The 20550-nt window shown below is 64.1% G+C and carries 23 protein-coding genes; 14 read left to right on the top strand and 9 right to left on the bottom strand.

What is annotated here, in order from left to right; all coding sequences use genetic code 11:
* Positions 1-97: 97 nt before the first annotated feature.
* From SM755_RS09980 to paaK (SM755_RS09990), 3 genes are all read right to left on the bottom strand, one after another.
* Entirely contained in the window at positions 98-637 is a 540-nt protein-coding gene (locus SM755_RS09980) for a winged helix-turn-helix domain-containing protein (protein ID WP_323172502.1), read from the bottom strand.
* Between the two features lie 724 nt (positions 638-1361).
* Positions 1362-1829: a MaoC/PaaZ C-terminal domain-containing protein gene (locus tag SM755_RS09985; RefSeq protein ID WP_006824620.1), complete on the bottom strand. Its 468-nt coding sequence runs from the start codon at positions 1827-1829 to the stop codon at positions 1362-1364.
* Between the two features lie 147 nt (positions 1830-1976).
* Positions 1977-3263: a phenylacetate--CoA ligase PaaK gene (paaK, locus tag SM755_RS09990; protein WP_323172503.1), complete on the bottom strand. Its 1287-nt coding sequence runs from the start codon at positions 3261-3263 to the stop codon at positions 1977-1979.
* A gap of 248 nt (positions 3264-3511) precedes the next feature.
* Between paaK (SM755_RS09990) and SM755_RS09995 the strand changes: the two genes are divergently transcribed.
* The 4 genes from SM755_RS09995 to SM755_RS10010 all read left to right on the top strand — a co-directional run bounded on the left by SM755_RS09995 (position 3512) and on the right by SM755_RS10010 (position 8450).
* Positions 3512-4780: an ABC transporter substrate-binding protein gene (locus tag SM755_RS09995; RefSeq protein ID WP_323172504.1), complete on the top strand. Its 1269-nt coding sequence runs from the start codon at positions 3512-3514 to the stop codon at positions 4778-4780.
* Positions 4781-4852: 72 nt separating this feature from the next.
* Complete coding sequence (locus SM755_RS10000; protein WP_323172505.1) at positions 4853-6859, top strand: ABC transporter permease; 2007 nt, start codon at positions 4853-4855, stop codon at positions 6857-6859.
* On the top strand, positions 6859-7731 hold the full coding sequence (locus tag SM755_RS10005; protein ID WP_323172506.1) for an ABC transporter ATP-binding protein: 873 nt from the start codon (positions 6859-6861) through the stop codon (positions 7729-7731). Before SM755_RS10000 ends, SM755_RS10005 begins: the two co-directional genes overlap by 1 nt.
* The gene (locus SM755_RS10010) at positions 7728-8450 is read left to right on the top strand and encodes an ABC transporter ATP-binding protein (protein WP_323172507.1); all 723 of its coding nucleotides are present in this window, start codon (positions 7728-7730) and stop codon (positions 8448-8450) included. The genes SM755_RS10005 and SM755_RS10010 overlap by 4 nt, the downstream gene beginning before the upstream one ends.
* Positions 8451-8498: 48 nt before the next feature.
* Here the strand turns inward: SM755_RS10010 and SM755_RS10015 are convergent, their stop codons facing one another.
* Entirely contained in the window at positions 8499-8930 is a 432-nt protein-coding gene (locus tag SM755_RS10015) for a hotdog fold thioesterase (RefSeq protein WP_323172508.1), read from the bottom strand.
* A 50-nt stretch (positions 8931-8980) separates the two neighbouring features.
* Positions 8981-9619, bottom strand: a complete 639-nt coding sequence (locus SM755_RS10020; protein WP_006666241.1) for a helix-turn-helix domain-containing protein — start codon at positions 9617-9619, stop codon at positions 8981-8983.
* Between the two features lie 94 nt (positions 9620-9713).
* Between SM755_RS10020 and paaA the strand changes: the two genes are divergently transcribed.
* The 7 genes from paaA (at position 9714) to SM755_RS10055 (ending at position 14377) form a co-directional block, all read left to right on the top strand.
* A complete protein-coding gene (paaA, locus tag SM755_RS10025) occupies positions 9714-10655 on the top strand; it encodes a 1,2-phenylacetyl-CoA epoxidase subunit PaaA (protein WP_323172509.1) in 942 nt (313 codons plus the stop codon).
* 2 nt (positions 10656-10657) lie between these two features.
* A complete protein-coding gene (gene paaB / locus SM755_RS10030) occupies positions 10658-10975 on the top strand; it encodes a 1,2-phenylacetyl-CoA epoxidase subunit PaaB (protein ID WP_323172510.1) in 318 nt (105 codons plus the stop codon).
* On the top strand, positions 10975-11889 hold the full coding sequence (gene paaC / locus SM755_RS10035) for a 1,2-phenylacetyl-CoA epoxidase subunit PaaC (RefSeq protein ID WP_323172511.1): 915 nt from the start codon (positions 10975-10977) through the stop codon (positions 11887-11889). The genes paaB and paaC overlap by 1 nt, the downstream gene beginning before the upstream one ends.
* Before the next feature lie 25 nt (positions 11890-11914).
* The gene (gene paaD, locus SM755_RS10040; protein WP_323172512.1) at positions 11915-12394 is read left to right on the top strand and encodes a 1,2-phenylacetyl-CoA epoxidase subunit PaaD; all 480 of its coding nucleotides are present in this window, start codon (positions 11915-11917) and stop codon (positions 12392-12394) included.
* Positions 12391-12558, top strand: coding sequence for a 1,2-phenylacetyl-CoA epoxidase subunit PaaE (gene paaE / locus SM755_RS10045; RefSeq protein ID WP_323172513.1), 168 nt, complete (start codon positions 12391-12393; stop codon positions 12556-12558). Before paaD ends, paaE begins: the two co-directional genes overlap by 4 nt.
* An 89-nt stretch (positions 12559-12647) precedes the next feature.
* Positions 12648-13928 carry a phenylacetate--CoA ligase PaaK gene (gene paaK / locus SM755_RS10050; RefSeq protein WP_323172514.1) on the top strand — a complete coding sequence of 427 codons (1281 nt, stop codon included), beginning with the start codon at positions 12648-12650 and terminating at the stop codon, positions 13926-13928.
* A gap of 62 nt (positions 13929-13990) precedes the next feature.
* Positions 13991-14377, top strand: coding sequence for a PaaI family thioesterase (locus SM755_RS10055; RefSeq protein ID WP_323172515.1), 387 nt, complete (start codon positions 13991-13993; stop codon positions 14375-14377).
* Positions 14378-14395: 18 nt separating this feature from the next.
* Here SM755_RS10055 and SM755_RS10060 read toward each other — a convergent pair whose 3' ends face one another.
* From SM755_RS10060 to SM755_RS10075, 4 genes are all read right to left on the bottom strand, one after another.
* Positions 14396-15403, bottom strand: coding sequence for an LLM class flavin-dependent oxidoreductase (locus tag SM755_RS10060; protein ID WP_323172516.1), 1008 nt, complete (start codon positions 15401-15403; stop codon positions 14396-14398).
* A gap of 77 nt (positions 15404-15480) precedes the next feature.
* Positions 15481-16446 (bottom strand): NAD(P)-dependent oxidoreductase, encoded by a 966-nt coding sequence (locus tag SM755_RS10065; protein ID WP_323172517.1) that lies wholly within the window; start codon positions 16444-16446, stop codon positions 15481-15483.
* A 66-nt stretch (positions 16447-16512) separates the two neighbouring features.
* The gene (locus SM755_RS10070; RefSeq protein WP_323172518.1) at positions 16513-18219 is read right to left on the bottom strand and encodes a thiamine pyrophosphate-binding protein; all 1707 of its coding nucleotides are present in this window, start codon (positions 18217-18219) and stop codon (positions 16513-16515) included.
* Positions 18216-18425, bottom strand: a complete 210-nt coding sequence (locus tag SM755_RS10075; RefSeq protein ID WP_323172519.1) for a hypothetical protein — start codon at positions 18423-18425, stop codon at positions 18216-18218. Before SM755_RS10075 ends, SM755_RS10070 begins: the two co-directional genes overlap by 4 nt.
* 116 nt (positions 18426-18541) lie before the next feature.
* Here SM755_RS10075 and SM755_RS10080 point away from each other — a divergent pair, with 116 nt between their 5' ends.
* The 3 genes from SM755_RS10080 (at position 18542) to SM755_RS10090 (ending at position 20529) form a co-directional block, all read left to right on the top strand.
* Positions 18542-19033, top strand: a complete 492-nt coding sequence (locus SM755_RS10080; protein ID WP_323172520.1) for a VOC family protein — start codon at positions 18542-18544, stop codon at positions 19031-19033.
* A gap of 113 nt (positions 19034-19146) precedes the next feature.
* Positions 19147-19938: an EthD family reductase gene (locus SM755_RS10085; RefSeq protein ID WP_323172521.1), complete on the top strand. Its 792-nt coding sequence runs from the start codon at positions 19147-19149 to the stop codon at positions 19936-19938.
* Positions 19939-19941: 3 nt separating this feature from the next.
* Positions 19942-20529: an HD domain-containing protein gene (locus tag SM755_RS10090; RefSeq protein ID WP_006666255.1), complete on the top strand. Its 588-nt coding sequence runs from the start codon at positions 19942-19944 to the stop codon at positions 20527-20529.
* Positions 20530-20550 lie beyond the last annotated feature (21 nt).

Below are 20550 nucleotides of genomic sequence, written 5' to 3' on the forward strand. Positions count from 1 at the left end.
AGACGGGCTGCTGTACCGATACCGATACCGATACCGATTTCCCGGCGCGCCCGCGCTGTCCTGCCAGTGCGTCGGCACCGACCGACAGCAGTCCGTCTCACTCGGCGCTGTCGTCCTCGCCCAGATCCTCGTAGATCCGTGGATCGGTTTTGAACTTGAGGACGTTGTGGACCACCGAGTTTCGGACGTTCGCGATAACGTCGCCGTACTCCGTGTAACAGTCGTGAATCCACCGCGAGACCTGCTCGCGATTGCGGAACATCATCACCGTCTTCCACTGGTACTCGCCGTCGGAAAGGAAGAAAAACAGCGTGTGCTTGTCCCGCTTGATGTGTTCCATCGCATCCCGCCAGCGCTCGGCGAAGTTTTCCGCGTTGAACTTGAACTCGAACAGCGCGAAGATGTAATACTCCTCGTTCGGGATAATTGCTTCCCGGAAGACGCCTTCGTCGCGCATCCGCCGGATGGACTCGCTGACGGTGACGTGTGACACGTCGATGTCGTACTCCTCCTCGAGTACCGTCGTCAGTTCCCGCGAGGACAGTTGTGGATCGTTCGAGAGTTCACAGAGGATCGCGATGTCGCGGTCTTTGAACTCCCAGTTCGGTGCATCGTCGGGCGTGGATTCGGATGTCATTTGTAGTCGTCGATCGGTGTCGCTGTAAGTTCGGTTTGCAGTCGTCGGTGAGTACCGGCGCTGAACTCGACTGACCGGCCTACTACCGAGTTCGCTGCAACTCGATGCCTCTGCTGTCAGTCGCTGCTCTGCCCCGGTCGTTCGTTCGAGTACTGTGTTTAGTTTCCATTGTAAAGTCAGTTTGGGAATGCACAGCTGACAGTACTATGAGGTATTAGAGAAAGAAACAGAAATAGTACTGGAAAATGGCCGATCCTGAATAGGCGGCACTCTATTCTATAATCCATATAATAGGGATATTTCTGGATGTATTTATATACACTACATTATTTTGTCCGAATAGTATTCATATAAACATCCTCCTGTCTAGGCCGGCTGATAAAGATCAGATAAATTGGTATTACTAGTAAACTATGAACCTGTGAGGCCACCATCAGCGTTCATTATTCTTGTCGGTGCCAACTCGCCGAACCTTCGACGGCATCGTGCCGGAACGCCCTGATCTATTCTCGTAGCCTCCGCTCCGGAGACCTGCGCGACCACCGCCGCTGAACTCGCTAGCAGTTGTTTGCCGATGCGACCGTCCGCGATTCGCAATCGAACGGTTCCCTCGGGCGGAGTTTCGTCGCGTGCGGTCCTCGCTTCGCTGTCGCCACCGGCGCTGAAAGCGTTCTCCTCGTCGGTCGCGACGACGGCGTTCTCGTCGCGGACGCCTCCCGTCCGCTTATTCCGCTGTCTCGGTTTTGATGAGGAACTTCATGTCGCCCTCGAAGACGACAGTGTCGTCCTGGTTCGTCATCACCGTATCGAGGACGACGAGACCCGCGTCGTCGCGACTGCTCACGTCCTTCGTCTCCGTAACTTCGATGTCGAGCGAGAGGGTGTCACCGATGTAGACCGGGTTCGGCAGATCCATGTAATTCATCCCGAGGAAGGCAAATGCCGTGCGCTCGACGATGCCGGTGCGATAGACGAACCCCGTCGCCTGGACGAACGTCATCGGTCCGTGGGCGATCCGTCCCTCGAAGGGACCGTCCTCGGCATAGTCCTTGTTCGTATGCAGTTCCGTCCAGTCACCCGACAGCGCCGAATGCATGACGAAATCGGCTTCCGTGACGGTTCGGCCGACGCTCTCGAACTCCTGGCCCACTTCGAAGTCCTCGAAGTGGTGTGGCTCGTAACTGTATGCCATACGTAGACCTTCTAACCAACCCACAAATAGTTTACCACGTCCCTGATTCGGGTGCGACGCGGCGCTAGATTGATCCCAGACCCCTCTGCTGTCGCCGCTCCGCTTCCGTCTCCGCGCTGTCATCGCCACGCAGTGACAATCGCTTGATTACCGGTGGTCGTAGACCCGTTTGACCTTGCCGACCTCCGTCCGTTCGATGCTCCCGGGGTCGACGAGTTCGAGTTCGTCCGGCGTGAACGAGAGCACGTTTTCGAGCCGCGTGAGTATCCGATCGCGCAACTCGCTTCGGTCGGCCACCGGATCGGTTTCGTGCTCGATCGTGAGCTCCAGTCGATCGAGGTTGTCCTCTCGATAGAGGTCGATCCGGTAATAGGGCGCGACGGAATCGAACTCGAGGACCACGTCCTCGATCTCGCTCGGATAGAGGTTGACGCCGCGGACGATGATGAGGTCGTCCGCACGACCGGTGACGTTATCCATGCGAACCATCGTTCGCCCGCAGTCACACTTCTCGGTGGTGAGCGTCGTCAGATCGCCGGTCCGATATCGCAGTACCGGAAGCGCCTCCTTCGAGAGGGTGGTCAGCACGAGTTCACCTTCCTCGCCCTCGGGCAGTGGCTCGCCGGTGGTGGGGTCGACGACTTCGGGGTAGAAGTGGTCTTCCCAGATGTGGAGGCCGTCCTGGGCGTTGTGGCACTCGACGGAGACGCCGGGGCCGATGATCTCCGAGAGGCCGTAGATGTCGATGCCGGTGACGCCGAGCCGGTCTTCGATTTCCTCGCGCATGGGGTCGGTACAGGGTTCGGCACCGAAGATAACAGTCGAGACCGGCAGGTCGGCAACGTCGATCCCCATTTCGGCGGCCGTCTCCGCGAGATACAGCGAGTACGACGGCGTGCAACTGAGCGCGTCGCTCTCTAAGTCTTGCAGGAGTTCGACCTGTCGCTGGGTTTGTCCCCCGCCGATCGGAATGACCGTCGCTCCGAGTTCTTCGATGCCGTAGTGGAGTCCGAGGCCGCCCGTAAAGAGTCCGTAGCCGTAGCCGTTCTGGACGGTATCTCCCGGTTCGACCCCCGCTGCGGCGAGCGATCGGGCGACGACCTCGCTCCAGACGGCCACGTCCTCGTCGGTATAGGAGACGATTTTCGGCTTCCCGGTCGTCCCCGAGGAAGCGTGAATCCGGCACACGTCCGCGTCGTCGACGGCGAACAGGCCGTCCGGGTACTCCGCCCGAAAGTCTTCTTTCGTCGTGAACGGTAGCTGCTGGATATCATCGACCGTCTGGATATCGTCGGGGGAAACGCCGGCGGCGTCGAGTTCGTCGCGGTAGAACGCCACGTTGTCGTAGGCGTGGCGGACCGTCTCTCGAAGCCGTTCGTTCTGCAGCGCTCGAATCTCCGAACGGGGGGCCGTCTCTGTCTGCGTATAACTCATCCTCATTCGCCACTCTAGAGTCCCTCGATAAAAATCATGTGGTATGCACACACGGATTGTGGATTGTGGTAACGATCATAGTGCGGGGAGCAAAGTGGACGAGGGAAACAGACAGCGGCTCGCTCGCGGGACTAACGAAGACGACCCGGGTCAGCGAGCACGAATCGGGCGCGTATCACCGTCAGGACCTTATAAAACCGCCACAAGCGGGGGTCGATTTTTATAGGGTGGTGAAATCAATTGGTGGTATGTCTCAGGGTGACATATCACAGGGGAGCAGGCGTGACGTTCTTCGAGCACTCACGGCCGGGAGCGTCGTCGGCGTGACCGGACTCGCCGGCTGTATCGGCAGTCCCGACGAGGTCGGCAACGGCGACGACGAAAACTTCGATACCGTCCAGTTCGGCGTCCTCGAGCCGTTCACCGGCGCGTTCACTGATCTCGCCGAAGAACGACACCAGGGAACCGAACTCGCGATCCAGCAGATCAACGAGAGCGACGAGTACGACTTTACGATCGAGTACAACGACTACGACACGCAACTCGATCCGGCGACGGCAACCCAGCGGGCCGATCAGGCGGTCCAATCCGACGGAGCGCAGTTTCTCACCGGTTGCATCTCGAGTTCGTCGGCGCTCGCGATCAACGACTTTGCGCGCGAGAACGAGGTCGTCTACACGCCGGGCGCGGCGGACGTGTCGATCACGGGCGATGAGTGCAATCAGTACGTGTTCCGGTTCGAGACGAGTACGGCACAGATCGCCGAAGTGATGTCTCAGTGGACCGCCGACGAACTCGGCGACCGGATCGTCTACCACATCGCCGACTACGCGTACGGCGAGTCCGTGCTGGAGGAGGTCGAAACGCGGATGGAGTCGACCAGCGACTCCTACGAACGCGTCGGCGTGACCCGGTCGGATCAGGGGTCGAACGACTTCGAGGCGTTCATCAGCCAGATTTCGAACGAAAGCGACGAGGCGGACGCGCTCGTCGTCGGGATGACAGGGTCCGACCTGGCCATCTTCCTCTCGCAGGCGCGCTCGCGCGGCCTCCAGAACGAGATCCCGATCGTCACGACGACCGGCTCGTTCCGGTCGATCCGAACGGGGGCGGGCGACGGGGCCTACGACATCTACAGCGGCGTGCGATACGTGCCCGAACTCGAGACGGGGGATAACCAAGAATTCGTCGAGGCCTACGAGAGCGAGTACGACGGCGACGTACCGGATAATTTCTCGCGCGTGGGCTACGAGTCGGTTCGGATGGTCGCAAACGGCATCCGCGAAGCCGGCTCCCGCAATCCGACGACGGTCGCGGAGACGCTGTCCGGCATGGAACACGAAACCATCTTCGGACCGAACGAGTTCCGCGAGTGCGATCAGCAGGCGTCGAATCCGGTCTGGATGGGCGAGTGCGTCGAACCGGAGTCGGGCGACCTCGCCACCGTCGAGTTGCTCGAGGAGCTTCCCGGTGAGGAGGCGGCACCGGACTGTGCGGAGACGGGGTGTGACCTGTAAGTATGAAGCGGCGAGGCCCATCGACTGTGAGACCAGCTCCAACGCCGCAGTTACGGGTGAACTCGATAACCAATGGCTAGTGAACTCCTGCAGCTGCTGGTCGACGGGTTGACGATCGGCGTCGTGTACGTGCTGTTGGCCGCGGGGTTGTCGGTCATCTTCGGCGTGATGAACGTCATCAACTTCGCTCATGGAGAGCTGTTCGCGCTGGGTGCGTACTTCGCGTTGGCGCTCATCGCGCCGTTTGGCGGCTCGGCGTTTTTCGTCGCACTGTTCGTCGCACCGCTTCTCGTCGGGATCATCGGGGTTGGAATCGAACGCTTTACCGTGCGGCCGTTGTACGGCCGGAACCCGTTGTATCACATTCTGTTGACGTTCGGCCTCGTGCTGGTCATCAACGACCTGATTTACCTGATCTGGGAACCCGGAAGCGTCACCCTTCCGCTTCCGGCGGTGCTCTCGGGGTCGATCGCCGTACTCGATGTCACCGCCAGCGTGTACAACCTGTTTATCATCGTCTTCGGCGCGCTAATGGCAATCGCGGTCTGGGCGATGTTCGAGTTCACGAAGTACGGGCTGATCGTCCGCGCCGGTGCCCAGGACCGGCAGATGGTCCGGAATCTCGGGATCGATATCGACCGGTACTACTCGCTCGTGTTCGGGATGGGGGCAGCGTTGGCCGCGTTCGCCGGCATCATCCTCGGCGGGTATCAGACGGTCAACCCGACGATGGGGATGTCCGTCATCATCCCGGCGTTCGTCATCGTCGTTCTCGGCGGGCTCGGGAGTTTCAGGGGAGCCGTCGTCGGCGGGCTCTTCGTCGGCCTCGTCCAGACTGCCCTCCGAATGTACGCGCCGATCTTCGAGGGAACGGGAATTTTCGTGCTCATGATCGGCGTGCTCCTCGTTCGGCCACACGGCCTCTTCGGTACCGACGCCGCCGAGGAACACACCGGCAATCTCCTCTCGGGGCCACGCGGCGGCTTTCTCGACTCACAGACCCGCACACGGCTCGGACTCGCCATGGTCGGCCTGCTAGCACTGATTCCCCTCGGCGCGGGAACCCTCTACTCCACCTACGCCGTCACGCTCGTGATCGAGATTATCATCTGGGGCCTGTTCGCCCTCAGCCTCGACTTCGTGATGGGGTACACCGGCCTGGTGTCGCTTGGCCACGCCTTATTCTACGGACTCGGTGCCTACACGGTCGCGCTCGGACTGTCCCACGTCAGTCAGTCCGCGTTCGTAGTGATCGGACTCGCGATCGTCCTCTCGGCGGTGATCGCCTGGGGTATCGGCTTCCTCTCGATCCGCGTCTCAGGCGTCTACTTCGCGATGATCACGCTCGGATTCGCCGAATTATTCTACAACATGCTCGGTCAGCTCGATATCACCGGCGGCTCCGACGGCCTGTTCGGCCTCTCCACCTACTACGGTCTCGCCGGCGTCGGCGTCGAACTCGACGAAATCGCCGTCTTCCTCGGCCCGGTCGCAATCACCGGCCAGTCGCTGTTTTACTACATCGCACTGGCCGCGCTCGTCGCCTCGTTCCTCCTCACCCGACGGATGCTGAACTCGCCCTTCGGCGCGGTTCTCAAGTCCATCCGCGAGAACGAACAGCGGGCGACGTTCATCGGCTACGAGACGACCGTCTACAAACGGCGGGCGTTCGTCGTCAGCGGCGCACTGGCCGGGCTCGCCGGCGGACTCTTCACGCTTAACGCGGGCTATGCGACGCCGTCGCTCGTGGATTGGCTCAACTCCGGCGAAGTCATCGTCATGGTCATTCTCGGCGGGATGGGGACCCTCTACGGGCCGATTATCGGCTCGGGAATCTTCTTCGGCTTCGAAGAGTTGCTCACCGGCTTTACGGACCGGTGGCGACTGGTCCTCGGGACGATCTTCGTCCTGTTCGTCATCCTCCTCCCGGGCGGGCTGGTCTCGCTTCCGAGCCGACTCGCGCCGGCCCTGTCCGGGATGCCGGGCCGAGAACCGAACTCGGAGCCGGAATCGAATCCGGACCCGGACCCGGACCCAGCGACGGACGTCGACGACGCACACACCAGAGGTGACGATTGATGGCACTCGAATCGACCGAACCGAGCGAACCGAACGAATCGAACGAATCGAACGAATCGACCGATCCAACCGAGCCGAGCGACCCGATCAAAACGACCCAGCAACGCACGGACAACCCGCTGCTTCAGACCGATGGACTGGTCAAGCGATTCGGCCAGTTCACCGCGACGGACCGCGTCGACCTGACGATCGAACGCGGCGAGTTCAGGAGCGTCATCGGGCCGAACGGGGCGGGTAAGACGACCCTGTTTAACCTCATCACCGGCGCATTGCCCGTCACCGAAGGCGCGATTTACTTCGACGGCGCGGACATCACGACGCTGTCGCCGTCGGCGCGGGTCCGTCGCGGCATCGGCCGCTCGTTCCAGATCTCGAACGTCTTCGGCGGGCTCACCGTCCGCGAGAACGTCAGGCTGGCAATCCAGTCGGTCGCTCGCGACGAGTATACTGCCGTCGAATCGCTGTTCAAACCGACCGACCGCTACGACGAACTGAACGACCGGACCGAGGCGATCCTCGACCGCATCGGCCTCGCTCACGTCGCCGCCGAACAGGCGAACGCGCTCGCCTACGGCGACAAGCGACGGCTCGAAATCGGCGTCGTCCTCGCGACCGATCCCGAACTCGTGTTGTTCGACGAACCGACCGCCGGCATGAGCGTCGAAGAGACCCGGGAGACGATCGACCTGCTCGAAGCGGTCCTCGTCGACCAGACGCTGTTGCTCATCGAACACGATATCGAACTCGTCATGGAACTCTCAGACCGCATCACCGTGTTGAACGGCGGGCAGATCCTCGCCGAAGGGACGCCCGAGGAAATCGCCGCGAACCAGGACGTGCAAAACGCCTACCTCGGAGGGATGACCGAATGAGCACCGACCCGCTCCTGTCGGTCGACTCGGTAGACGCCGGCTACGGCGACACGCAGGTGCTGCGCGACCTCTCGCTCTCGGTCGAGGCGGGCGAAATCGTCTCGCTCGTCGGCCGCAACGGTGCCGGGAAGACGACGACGCTCCGAACGATTATGGGGATTCTCCAGCCGACGAGCGGACACGTTACGTACGACGGAACCGACATTTCCGCACTCGACGCAACGGAAACCGCTCAGCGGGGACTCGCACTCGTCCCGGAGGAACGCCGAATCTTTCCCGACCTGACCGTCACCGAAAACCTCGAACTGGCGGCCCACGGCGGCACGGTGGACGGTGACTCACTCTCCGTCGCCGACGCCCTCGAGATGTTCGAGAACCTGCGAGAGCGCGCCGGAAACGCCGGGTCATCGCTTTCCGGCGGGGAACAACAGATGCTCGCAATCGCCCGTGCGCTCGTCAGCGGCGCGGATGTCGTCCTGCTCGACGAACCGACCGAAGGGCTCGCCCCCTACATCGTTCAGGACGTGATGGACATCGTCGCGGCCCTCAATGAGCGGGGAATCACTGTCCTGCTCGTCGAGCAGAACGTCCAGGTTTGTCTCGAACTCGCCGACCGCAACTACCTCGTCGACCAGGGGCAAATCGTGTACGAGGGCACGGCCGCTGAACTCGAAGCCAACGAGGACGTTCTCGACAGATATCTCGGTGTGACCGTCTGAGCCGTCTCTATTTTCCGCCGGGTGGCTGACTGCTGACAGTGACCGACATCACGGTTTGTACACCCGCCCGCGGAACGTTGCAACGCGGTCGTCAGTTTCCTCGGCCGCGTCGGCGACGACGACCGCGTACTCGGCGGTGCGGCCACCGTCGTGAGTCTCCCGAGCCGTTGCGGTGAGAACGGTTCCGACCTCGACGGCGTCGAGATACGAGACGTTCGTTTCGAGGGCGACCGCAGTCTCGCCGTCCGAGTTCGATGCAGCCGCAAACGCCGCGTCGGCGAGCGAGTAGATCGCGCCGCCGTGTGGCGTGCCATGGAAGTTCGTCAGGTCGTCGGTGATCTCGAGTCTCGTTCGTGCGGTGCCCGCCCCGAGTTCGGCGAGTTCGATGCCGAGGGTTGCACAGTAGGGGTCGCTTTCGATCTGTCGTCTGATCGCGTTCGCGTTCGCGTCCGTATCCGTCTCTGCGTCTCGCGGTGCCATACGCTGGCACAGCGATGCGGAAACGGAAGTAACTACCGGCGGAGCGCTGATCACCCGAAGAGTTGGCCGAAAAGCGCCGCCTCGCCGCGGCGGAGTCGTTCGAGGAACGCCGACTTGCTAATGTCGAGTTCGTCGGCGACGGCCTCCGAGGACGTTTCGCGCGGAATCGCGAAGTAGCCCATCGCGACCGCGGTGCGGATGCACTCTTCCTGGGCCGGCGTGAGATCCCATCGGTGGCCGGGCGATTCTCTGGCCTCCGCTTCGAGCGGGTAGACCCGTTCGAGGCGGACGCCGACGGTTTCGCCGGCCGCCGCCATGACGCCCTTGAGAACGTCGCGGCCGACGACCGCACCGGTGATCGTCGCCGCGCCGTCGCGGTATCGGAGCGTTTCGATGATGAGGCCGCCGTCGATCAGTTCGTGGACGACGCACGGATGCTTCGACAGGCAGCGGTACCGGTATCGGCCGTCTGTTCGAGAGACGTGCAGGTACAGGAGTCGGTCGTCGGCGTCCAGCGTCTCGACCAGTTCCTCCGACTGTACCGCCGTGAACTGTAGCAGATCGTACCCGTCGCTGCGACGCTGTGGCGGTTTGGCGTCGACCTCGATTCCGGTCGCTCGCGTCGCCGCCGCGAGCGGACAGTCGTCGTTTTGCACGCGGAACTCGACCGCGAGGCACTCGTCAATCATCCCCAGTAGCATGATCTATTATCTGGAATATATTTAAAACCCCCGTATGTGGTGGTCAATTGCTAAGGATATAACCCGCGTCTAGTGTGATACGATGAACATCGACACGGTCAAAGAACGCGCGGGGCCGCGGGAGTTCAGCCCGGCGGACGAACTCCCGAGGGAGTACCGGGAGGCGGCGACCCGGATGATCGAGTTCCACGCCAACAGCGAGATCATGGGGGCGTATCTGGAACGGCCGTTCATCCGGCAAGCGCCGAGTATCGACCGGAAACTGGCCTTTTCCGCGAAGGTGCAAGACGAGATCGGTCACGGACAGTTGCTCTACCGCGCCGCGGAGTCCCTCGGCGTGAAGACGCGCGAGGAGATGCTCGACGATCTGGCCAACGGCGACGGCAAGTTCTTGAACTGTTTCCACTATCCGATGGAGAGCTGGGTCGAGACGCCGATGATCGCCTTTTTCGTCGACGGCGCGGCGATGCGCCGGCAGGCGACACTCCGGCGAACGAGCTGGGAGCCGTACGCTCACGCGATGGACAAGGTGTGTTTCGAGGAGGGCTTTCACGTCAAACACGGCGAGGACATCCTCAAGGAACTCATGTCCGGATCGAAGAAAGAACAGCAAATGACCCAGGAGGCCTTCGAGGAGTGGTGGCCCCGCATCATCCAGTTCTTCGGGCCGACCGACGACAAGAGCACCCACCACGATTTCGCCGCCTCGGTGGGGCTAAAACAGCAGTCCAACGACGACCTGCGCAACGCCTTCCTCGATCAGTACATCCCGAAGGCGCGCAAGTACGGGCTCGAGATTCCCGACGAACCCCGGATTCGCGAGCGCGAGGACGGCACCTACGCGGTCGAGGAGGACGACCTGAATTGGGACGAGTTCTTCACGATCGCGAACAACGAGTTCGAGCCCGGACTGGGCCAGATCAACGGGCGAAAGACCGCACAGGAAGCGGTCGACTGGGTCCGCGAAACGATCGAACGCGATGCATCCGCCGCCGGCGGCCATGCGCCGCAGGCGGCCGACTGAACATGATCTGGGAAGTCTTTCGCCAGGAGAAGACGGGCGGATATCACACCCACTGCGGCAACGTCCACGCGCCGGATCGGGAGATGGCAAAGCAGTTCGCCGCCATCCAGCACGGCCGGCGCAAACCGACGAACAGCCTCTGGGTCGTGCCCCAGGAGGAAGTCGGCGAGATCGACGGCGAGGACGTGGCCTTCGGCGGTACTACCGACAAGAGCTACCGCTGGGCGACGGCCTACAACACCACCGGGGCCGACGCCCGGGAGGTCGTCGAGTCCGAGGACGAACAGGCGACCGCCGAGAAACAGCGGGGTGACGACTGATGGCGGCCGCACCCGACGAGTTCGGCGAGCCGGGTGACCTCGACGAGCGCGAGCGGACGGCGCTCGAAACGCTCTGTAAGCGTCTCGCGGACGACGAGTTCGTCCTCGCCGAGCGCTACACGGAGTGGCAAGTCCGGGCTCCCACGCTCGAATCGGATCTCGCGCTCGCGAACAACGCGCAGGACGAACTGGGTCACGCGCGCCTGTGGTACGACGTGCTCGGCGACCTCGGCCTCGAGGAACGGGAGCTGGTCTACGAGCGCGACCCCGACGACTTCCGGCACAGTACGCTCGTCGAACGCCCCTTCGAGGACGGCAACTGGGCCGATCCCGTTCTCCGGTCGTACCTCTACGACGTCGCCGAGGAACTGCGACTCGAGGCGCTTGCGGACTCCTCGTACCCGAAAATCGCCGACCGCGTCGAGAAGATTCGGAGCGAAGAAAGCTACCACCGCGAACACGCCCAGAACTGGCTCGAGCGCCTCGCCGACGACGAGGAGAGCCGCGAACGCCTGCAGGCGACGCTCGACGAGTTGTTTCCGCATGCACTCACGCTCTTCGAGCCGTGCGCGCCGCCACGCGGCGCGAACGAGGCGAGCGGCGACAAGCCGCGAGCAGTCGACCCCGGGATCGAAGCCGATATCGTCGACCTCGGTCTCCGCACCGCGACGCTCGAGGAACTCGGCGAGGAGTGGCTCTCGATCGTCGTTCCGTACCTGGAGTCGCTCGATCTCGCGGTTCCGATCGACGGTGACGACGACGGCTTCGAAGTGACAGCAGCTGCACTGCCCGACGAGCGCGGCCGCGACGGCACCCACACCGACGCGTGGGCTGAACTCTACGACGAGTTCACCCGCACCTATCGCGAACTCGGTCGCGACGAACCGACCACGATCATGGACGCTCCCGAATGAGAACGACAACGAGGACGAGAATTCAATGAGTAGCGATATTCAAGACCACGATCCAGCCCCAGACTCGGACTCGGACCCAGACCCGGACTTCGACCCCGACGCCGAAACTGGCGCGACGCCCTGTGCGTACACCGACTACCGATCCGGTGAGGCCGACGATAACCTGCCGGCAACCGGCACGGACGCGGCCGGCCTGGAGGCCGCCGTGTGGGACGCCCTGTACGAAATCGAGGACCCGGAGATGCCGATCAGTATCGTCGACCTCGGGCTGATCTACGGGGTGTCAGTCGACGACGAGGACGGCGTCGCAACCGTCGACATGACGCTGACGTACTCCGGCTGTCCGGCCCGAGACATGTTGACAGAGGAGGTCGAAGAGGTGGTGGCGGCCGTCGACGGCGTGGAGGAGGCGACGTTGCGTCTCGTCTGGAGCCCGGAGTGGACCGTCGAGTTCGTCACCGAACAGGGCAAGGACGACCTGCGGGAGTTCGGGTTGAGCGTATGAGACGGCTGGATCCGAGCGTCACGACGAGCGGGGACGCGGCGGGTGCGGAGTGTCCTTACTGCGAGTCGACGGACACCGTCCGCGAACATCCCAAGGGCCCGTCGCTGTGCCGGTCGATGCACTACTGTAAGGAGTGCGAGCAGCCGTTCGAGAAGTTCGAGTGAGGCGGGCCGGGAACGCGCCGGGCCGTCTCGACGCGCATCGGCGTGCGCCCGGATCAAAACCTTTGGTGCTTGTTGTCGTCTATCGAGGTATGGGATCCACCGAATCGCTCGCCCGCGATGATCTGCGAGCGAAGCAACTGCAACGACTCCGCGAAACCGTCGCGTACGCCGCCGAGAACGTCCCGTTCTACCGTCGGACGTTCGACGACGCCGGCGTCTCGCCGTCCGAGATCGACTCGCTCGAGGCTCTCGAGAACCTGCCGTTTACGACGAAAGAAGACTTCCGCGCCGAGTATCCCGACGGCCTGTTCGCCGTCGATACTACCGAGATCCGACGGATTCACGCCTCTTCCGGAACAACCGGGAAACCCAAGATCGTCGGCTACACCGAGCGGGATCTCGATCGCTGGCATGAGGTGATGGCCCGCTCGCTGGCGGCGGCCGGGCTCGACGACGCAGATACCGTCCAGAACGCCTACGGCTACGGACTCTTTACGGGCGGTCTCGGCTTTCACGGCGGGGCCGAGGAACTCGGCGCGGCGGTGATTCCGACGAGCAGCGGCAACACCCGACGGCAGGTCGAACTCGCGCGCGATTTAGGCAGCGACGCGCTCTGCTGTACGCCATCCTACGCCCTCTACGTCGCCGAAACGGCCGAAGCGATGGGGATCGATCCGACGAGTCTACCGCTCTCGACGGTGCTTTACGGAGCCGAGCCGTGTACCGACCCGATGCGCGAGGAAATCGAAGACCGGCTCGGCGTCATCGCCATCGAGAACTACGGCCTCTCGGAGATCATCGGCCCCGGCGTCGCCGCCGAGTGCCGCGCGGCCCAGGACGGCATGCACATCTGGGAGGATCACTTTTACCCCGAAATTATCGATCCCGCGACCGGCGAAGTGCTGCCCGACGGCGAGGACGGTGAACTCGTGCTGACCACCCTCTCGAAGGAGGCGCTTCCCGTGTTGCGCTACCGAACCGGCGACCTGACCAGCCTCACCACCGAGGAGTGTGCTTGCGGGCGAACGATGGTTCGCATGGATAACGTCACCGGCCGCGCGGACGACCTCCTCATCGTCCGCGGCGTCAATCTCTACCCGAGTCAGATCGAAGCCGTGATCCTCGAGTTCGATTCCGTCGCGCCCTACTACCGGATCGACCTCGATCGGGACGACGGCCTCGACACGCTCGCTCTGACCGTCGAACTCGAGGCGGAGTACGACGGCGACCGCGAGGCACTCCGCGAGGAGATCCGCGAACGGTTGCACAACGCGCTGTCGTTCACGCCGGACGAACTCGAACTCGTCAAGTACGGCTCGATCGAACGCACAGAGGTCGGCAAGGTCAAACGGGTCTACGACCACCGCTGAGAGCGGCGTGGAACCCGTCGCCGACTGGCACCTTTATTACGGTTCACGTGACAGTGTGGTGCATGGACACCGAAGCCTTCTTCGAGGGGATGCCCTTCGCCTCCCTGCTCGGCATCGACGTCACCGACTGTGCCGACGGCCACGCCGAAGGCGAACTCGAGATGACCGACGAACTCTCCTGGAACGAGGATCGCTTGATGGCCCATGGCGGCGTCACGTTCACGCTCGCGGACACCGTCGGCGGCGCGGCGCTGGTCTCGCTCGTCGACCAGCCGGTGCCGACGATCGACATGCGGATCGACTACCTCTCGGCCGGGACGGGTGACCTCTACGCCGAGGCGGACGTCGTTCGCTGCGGCAGCGACGTTGGCGTCGTCGACGTCGACGTGTACGCAGCTGACGACGATACGCACATCGCGGACGCCCGCGGCGTGTACAAGACGGGATAGCGGAACGGAGTTTTTCACTCACCGAAGCGCCGGCGCGACCTCGTCGCCGAGGCGGCGGACGCAGTCGATCATCGCGTCGGTGTCGGTGCCCGGGTAGTACGTCCGGAGGATGAAGTGGCTATCATCGCCGAGCGCGTCCCGGTAGGTCTCGAGTTCAGCGACGACCTGCTCGGGCGTGCCGAATATCGCCTGCTCTTTCAGTTCCCGCTTGCGCTCCTCGTCGAGTTCGTCGACGGATTCGCCGGAGAAAATCTCCGCGTAGCGCCGCTGCAGGTAGAGGTAGCCCTCCCGCATCGCCTCCCAGGCCGCCTCGCGCGAGTCGCCCACCCAGCCGTGCTGGAGCGCGTAAATCGTGAACTCGCCGTCGATGTCTTCCTCGTCGCGAACGCGGCGGATGTCCCGGACGCGCTTGCGGACGCCCTCGACCGAGAGCGACGAGGGCGCACACCAGCCGTCGGCGGTACGGGCGGCCCGGCGAACGGCGGGTTTGGCCGCCCCGCCGAGCATAATCGGGACCGTTTCGTCGACGGGTTTCGGCGTGATCGCGACGCCGGCCGGCACGTCGTGAACGCCTGACTCGTAGCCGAGTTCGCCCGCGCTCCAGGCACCGCGGAGGAAGGGGACGAGGTCGGCGAGTCGCTCGCCGCGCTCCTCGCGCGGGACGCCGAAGATATCGAACTCGTGCGGGTTCGAACCGATCGCGAGGCCGAGGGTGAGCCGGTCGTCGGCGAGCAGGTCGACCGTGGCCGCGTCTTCGGCTAGCCGGATCGGGTCGTACAGCGGGCCGAGCGCGACGCAGCTGCCGATCTCGAGCCGGTCGGTTTCGGCGGCCATCGCGCCGAGCGTCGGCATCGTCCCGGAGAGGTAGTCGTCCGCGGCGAAGTGGTGTTCGGAGACCCAGGCGCTATCGAGTCCGGCGGCCTCGATCTCGCGGGTCAGCGCGAGGATCTCGTCGTAGCGCTCGCTTGCGGTTCGCTCGTCGCCCGGCCGCTGCTGGCCGGTGAACAGTCCGGTTCCGAGTTTCATACTATCGGTATACAGGTCAGCCGTCTTAATAGTAGTTGAGGCGGTGATTCGTCGGCCTGACGACTGAGGCCCGAGACTCAGACCGGTTCGAGGCCGTGCTCCTCGCGCAGGACGTTGATGTACTTCCGGAAGCCGGATTCGAGGTCGTACTCGGGGTCGTAGCCGAGGTCAGCCTGCGCCTTGCTCATGTCCAGGTTCTGGGTCCAGGGGAGTTCGCCGTCGTCCGAGACGTCGATGTCGGCGTCGGGCATCACCGACTCGACCGCTTCGGCGGCCTCTCGGACGGTGGCGAGGACGCCGCGGACGTTGTAGACGCGCTGGGAGAGTTCGTCCGCGGGCGCGAACGCGGCCTTGCGAAACGCCTGTGCGATGTCTTCGACGTGTTGCCAGTCGACGTACTGATCGCCGTACTCGACGCTGTAGGGTTCGCCGAGCGCGGGCTTTTCGACGATGTTTGCCAGGAACGCGGAGCCGCCCGTTTCGCGGTAGGGGCCGTAGGCGACGGTCGGCCGGAGCGCGACGTGGTCGAGGCCGTAGTCCTCGTGGTAGACCCGCGCCTGGTGTTCGTTGTACTCCTTGGTCGCGCCGTAGAGCGTGTCGGGATAGACGAGTTCGGTTTCGTCGATCCACTCGGCGTCGTAGTTGTCCGGCGGCGCGTAGGCGGCCGCCGAGGAGGCCCACGCGACGCGTTCGACCTGGTCGTCGAGCGTGCGAGCGGCCTCGAAGACGTTGTTCGTCCCCAAAATGTTGACCTCGCCGGCCGCCCGCGGATTTTCGCGCGCGGTGGTCGTCAGCAGCGCCGCGAGGTGGACGATGTGCGTCGCGCCTGTCTCTTTGACCGCCCGGACGACGTCCGTGGGGTCGGCGACGTCGCCGCGTCGCACCGTCACGTCGTCCGCGACGCCGAGTTGTTCGAGGATCGTCGTGTCCGTCGAGAGGTCGTAAGCCACGACATCGTGGCCGTGTTCGAGCAGGTCCCGTGCGACGTAGGACCCGATGAAGCCGGTTCCGCCGGTTACCAGTACGGTCGTTTCGTCTGTCATGTATCGTGGTATGTTGGATGGGTACGTATAGCTTGGTGATTCGTCGGGTACTGACCGATGTGATGGCTATTCGTGGAGTCCCCCGACCGAGTCGTAGAACGAGGAGGACAGGGTCGCGGCCATCTCCGCCTCGCGGTCGATGCGCACGTCGATAACGTGGGGAACGTCGGCCGCCTTCGCCTCTTCGAGGACGCTCTCGAGGGCGGTCGGATCGGTCACGCGCCGGCCGACCGCGCCGAAGGCCTCGGCGATTTTCGGAAAGTCCGTGTCGGTGAACTCGACGCCGGCGATGTCGCCGTCTTCGTGTTGCATCTGGCGGACCATCCCGAGGCTGGTGTCGTTCAGGATGACGACCGTCGGCGCGACGCCGTACTCGACGGCCGTCTCGACGCTGTTCATCGTCATCGAGAAGCCGCCGTCGCCAGCGACGGCGATAACGTTCGTGTCCTCGCCCGTCGTCAGCGCCGCCGAGACTGCGGCGGGGGTCGCCCAGCCCATCCCGCCGACGCCGCCGCTCCCGAAGTAGGTGCGGACGGCCGGCGTCTGCAGGTAGTTTAGCAGCCAGAACCGGTTGTTTCCGGAGTCGGCGGTGACGATCGTCTCCTCGTCGACGACCGACTGAATCGCCGCGACGGCGCGCTGGGGCGCGATCGGCACCGAGTCGTCGGTGCACGCGGGGGACTCGAACCATTCGCGGGCCGCCGTGGCGCGTTCGATCGCCCACCCTGTGGACGCTTCGCCGGCCTCGGCGACCGCCGCCAGACTCTCGCTCGCGTCGCCGATGAGCCCGACGTCCGCGGGGTAGACCCACCCCGCGTTTCGCGTGTCGATATCGGCGTGAACGATCGTCTGCTCGTCGGGCCGGATGAAAGCGGGTGCCTGCCAGTTGGTGTCCATCGGATTCAGCCGACAGCCCACGACGAACAGGGTGTCCGCCTCGCTGACGACGCGATTCGCGCCCTCGTGGCCGAACGAGCCGATGACGCCGGCGGCGCGGTCGTCCGTCTCCGGGTACGTCGACTTCCCGAGATAGGACGTCACGACGGCGCAGTCGTAGGCGTCGGCGACCGCCGCGAGTTCGTCGTAGGCCTGCGCGGCGTGGACGCCGTTGCCCGCGATGACGACCGGCCGCTCGGCCGCTTCCAGGGCCTCGACGGCCGCGACCACGTCCGTCGCGGTCGGCGCGGCGTCCCAGGTCCGCGTCTGCGTTCGCGCGTCCCACGTCGCCGGCGTCGGATCGGTTGGGACCTCGTCCGTGATCGCGTCGCCGTCGAGGATCACCGCCGTCGGGCCGGGGCGGCCGGCGACGGCGTGTTTGAACGCGAGTTGCGTCGAGCGAACGGTCTCGGTCGGCGTCCGCGGGAACCACCACTCCTTGCTCACGCCGTCGAGGATGTCCGGGAGACTGAACCCGCCGTAATCGCCTCGTGCCTGCTGGTACGGCGCGAGCGTCGAGTACTCGCCGCGCTCGGAGGCCTCCGTGAGGACGACCATCGGCGAGGAAGCCAGCCGCGCTTCCATCTGGCCGATCATCCCGAGGCTCCCGATCCACGGCCCCTGCCCCGTCAGGACGCCGGGACGGCCCGTGAGACGCCCGTACATCTCGGCCATCACGCTCGCCTCCCGCTCGTCGCGCGGCCGCACGAGTTCAACGCCGTCGGCGTCCGGGATATGATCGAGCAGCTCGATGACGCGCCCGCCCGGATAGCCGAAGACGTACTCGACGCCGAGCGAATCGAGCGTGTCGACGAGTTCGGCTGCTGTCGTCGTCATGTGTTTGCAGTGGTTGGTACTGCCGTCCCTACTGTCTCTACCGTCTTTGCGACTCGGTCAGGAGTCCCACGAACGGACGTGGTGTCGTCTCGACGGCGGCTCACGGACCGACCCTGCGCCCGTGCAATCGGCTGCTTCATCGTGTTACCGGACGGAACGAGGCTGAACTCGTCCGCGCGGACGAGAAACTCGGCGAGTGTTGGCATGCATGCGCTCTGTCGAGCGCCGGTGACTTTGTTCTACCGGTGCGGTATGTTCACGCAGCTATCGAGGTATGGTACCATTCCAAATCGTTATGTGATCGGCCGCGCGTGTCGTGTATATGTCGACGATGCCAGCGATACGCGTCGATCACGTCGGGATCGCCGTCGACTCCGTTCCCGACGCCGAAGGGCTGCTCTTCGCGCTCGGCTGCGAGAAGATCCACGAGGAACGAAGCGAGTACGGCGAGTTCACCTGGGCGACGTACGTCCTCGGCGACGCGTCCCGACTCGAACTGATCGCGCCCGACGACGGGACGAACTCGTTTCTGACGGATTTCCTCGAACGGAACGGGCCGGGGCTGCACCACGTTACGCTCGAGGTCGCCGATCTCGAGGCGGCGGTCGAGGCGCTCGATGCGGCCGGCGTGTCGGTCGTCGACCGGCAGACGTTCGAGCACTGGCACGAGGCGTTCGTGACGCCGCAGAATCCAACGGGCGTCCTGTTTCAGTTGATGGAGTACCGGGAGGAGTACGCCGACGACCGCGCGGCCGGAGATCGATTGTTCGTGCACGGTGTGCCGGTACCGGACCGGCGGGACTCGACGCGGTAACGCCGCTACGGGTCGTTGCGGACCGACTGCGGTCCGCTGTGAGCGCACCGCGGGGTGCATTTCACGGGAACAAGTACCATGATTTATTGTACTGTACGAAAAAGGGGCTCGTGATGTACAAGCACGTCGCCCTGCTGGTTCGACAGGAGGGACTGTCTCACGAGGAGTTCGTCGACCACTGGCAGACCACCCACACGCCGATCGCCCGCGAGATCGAGGGCGTCGTCCGGTACCAGCAGGTCCTCCCGACCGACCCCGAGAACGCCGAGTTCGACGGCCTGGCTGAACTCTACTTCGAGGACCTCGAGAAGCTCTACGACGCCCTCGGCAGCGAGGGCTCGCGCGACTACGACCCGGACCAGGGCAAAGCCAAGGAGGCCCGCGAGGACGTGAACAACTTCCTCGCCGTCGAGGAGCGACCGCGATTCATCGGCGAAGAGATCGTCCAGAAAGACGAGGTCGGTGGCGACAGCGTGGAGCGTAGCTCCACGAGTGACCGGACGAAGTCCGGTGACACCGACGGCCTGTACAAACACTCGGCGTTTCTGGTTCGCCAGGAGGGCATGACCCACGACGAGTTCGTCGACTACTGGCAGACCAATCACACGCCGATCGCCCGCGAAATCGAGGGCGTCGTAAAGTACAACACCGTCATCCCGACCGATCCCGAGCACGCCGAGTTCGACGGCGTCGCTGAACTCTACTTCGAGGACCTCGAGAAGCTCTACGACGCCCTCGGCAGCGAGGGTTCGCGCGATTACGACCCCGCCCGCGGGAAGGCAAAGGAGGCCCGCGAGGACGTGAACAACTTCCTCGCCGTCGAAGAGCGACCGCGGTTCATCGGCCGGGAACGACTCGTCAAAGCCGACGGGGAACGCGTCGGAACCGGCGGCGGCCGGAGGTGAGCGATGCCCGACTTCGACACCCAGGTCCGCGACGCCCTCCCCGAACTCGAGCACGTCGAGAGCGACGACCTCCGCGAGCGCATCGTCGAGGCGTGGGTCCTGGGCCTCGACCGCGGCGGCTGGCGGGACGTGACGGATATCCCCTACGCCTGGAACATCCACGAGGTCACCAACGTCGAGCACGTCCGCGGCGTCACGCGCATCGCGGTCGATGCCGCCACTCAGCAACGCGAGTTCCACGACGCCGATCCCGATCTCGACACCATCGTCGCGGCCGCCCTCCTGCACGACGTGGGCAAGTGCTACGAGTATCCCGACTTCGTCGACGACGAGTTGCTCGACGATCCGTCCCCTCGCTACGTCAGCGACGAAATCCCGCACTCGATTTCGGGGTACGCCCTCGCCCACGAGGTCGGCTGTCCCCTGTCGGTCCAGCGTGCCATCCCGCACTTCCTGGGCGAAGTACCGACCCGGACGCTCGAAGCTGAACTCGTCAAGAGCGCCAACTCGGCGTCCTCGAACGCGATCACCCAGGCCGCGATGGGGCTCACGCTGCAGGAGTGGGTCGAGGAGTACTCGCAGACGGCCTGAACGCCGACCCGTGACGGATTC

It is taken from the genome of Natrialba sp. PRR66 (genome assembly GCF_034808065.1).
Taxonomy (GTDB): domain Archaea; phylum Halobacteriota; class Halobacteria; order Halobacteriales; family Natrialbaceae; genus Natrialba; species Natrialba aegyptia.

Coding starts and splice junctions, on each gene's coding strand:
- SM755_RS10000 (WP_323172505.1), top strand. CDS start 4,853: ATGGCTAGTGAACTCCTGCAGCTGCTGGTCGACGGGTTGACGATCGGC.
- paaE (WP_323172513.1), top strand. CDS start 12,391: ATGAGACGGCTGGATCCGAGCGTCACGACGAGCGGGGACGCGGCGGGT.
- SM755_RS10015 (WP_323172508.1), bottom strand. CDS start 8,930: ATGGCACCGCGAGACGCAGAGACGGATACGGACGCGAACGCGAACGCG.
- SM755_RS10090 (WP_006666255.1), top strand. CDS start 19,942: ATGCCCGACTTCGACACCCAGGTCCGCGACGCCCTCCCCGAACTCGAG.
- SM755_RS10075 (WP_323172519.1), bottom strand. CDS start 18,425: ATGCCAACACTCGCCGAGTTTCTCGTCCGCGCGGACGAGTTCAGCCTC.
- paaB (WP_323172510.1), top strand. CDS start 10,658: ATGATCTGGGAAGTCTTTCGCCAGGAGAAGACGGGCGGATATCACACC.
- SM755_RS10005 (WP_323172506.1), top strand. CDS start 6,859: ATGGCACTCGAATCGACCGAACCGAGCGAACCGAACGAATCGAACGAA.
- SM755_RS10085 (WP_323172521.1), top strand. CDS start 19,147: ATGTACAAGCACGTCGCCCTGCTGGTTCGACAGGAGGGACTGTCTCAC.
- SM755_RS09980 (WP_323172502.1), bottom strand. CDS start 637: ATGACATCCGAATCCACGCCCGACGATGCACCGAACTGGGAGTTCAAA.
- SM755_RS10060 (WP_323172516.1), bottom strand. CDS start 15,403: ATGAAACTCGGAACCGGACTGTTCACCGGCCAGCAGCGGCCGGGCGAC.
- SM755_RS09985 (WP_006824620.1), bottom strand. CDS start 1,829: ATGGCATACAGTTACGAGCCACACCACTTCGAGGACTTCGAAGTGGGC.
- SM755_RS10070 (WP_323172518.1), bottom strand. CDS start 18,219: ATGACGACGACAGCAGCCGAACTCGTCGACACGCTCGATTCGCTCGGC.
- SM755_RS10055 (WP_323172515.1), top strand. CDS start 13,991: ATGGACACCGAAGCCTTCTTCGAGGGGATGCCCTTCGCCTCCCTGCTC.
- paaA (WP_323172509.1), top strand. CDS start 9,714: ATGAACATCGACACGGTCAAAGAACGCGCGGGGCCGCGGGAGTTCAGC.
- paaD (WP_323172512.1), top strand. CDS start 11,915: ATGAGTAGCGATATTCAAGACCACGATCCAGCCCCAGACTCGGACTCG.
- SM755_RS10010 (WP_323172507.1), top strand. CDS start 7,728: ATGAGCACCGACCCGCTCCTGTCGGTCGACTCGGTAGACGCCGGCTAC.
- SM755_RS10020 (WP_006666241.1), bottom strand. CDS start 9,619: ATGATTGACGAGTGCCTCGCGGTCGAGTTCCGCGTGCAAAACGACGAC.
- SM755_RS10065 (WP_323172517.1), bottom strand. CDS start 16,446: ATGACAGACGAAACGACCGTACTGGTAACCGGCGGAACCGGCTTCATC.
- SM755_RS09995 (WP_323172504.1), top strand. CDS start 3,512: ATGTCTCAGGGTGACATATCACAGGGGAGCAGGCGTGACGTTCTTCGA.
- paaC (WP_323172511.1), top strand. CDS start 10,975: ATGGCGGCCGCACCCGACGAGTTCGGCGAGCCGGGTGACCTCGACGAG.
- paaK (WP_323172514.1), top strand. CDS start 12,648: ATGGGATCCACCGAATCGCTCGCCCGCGATGATCTGCGAGCGAAGCAA.
- SM755_RS10080 (WP_323172520.1), top strand. CDS start 18,542: ATGTCGACGATGCCAGCGATACGCGTCGATCACGTCGGGATCGCCGTC.
- paaK (WP_323172503.1), bottom strand. CDS start 3,263: ATGAGTTATACGCAGACAGAGACGGCCCCCCGTTCGGAGATTCGAGCG.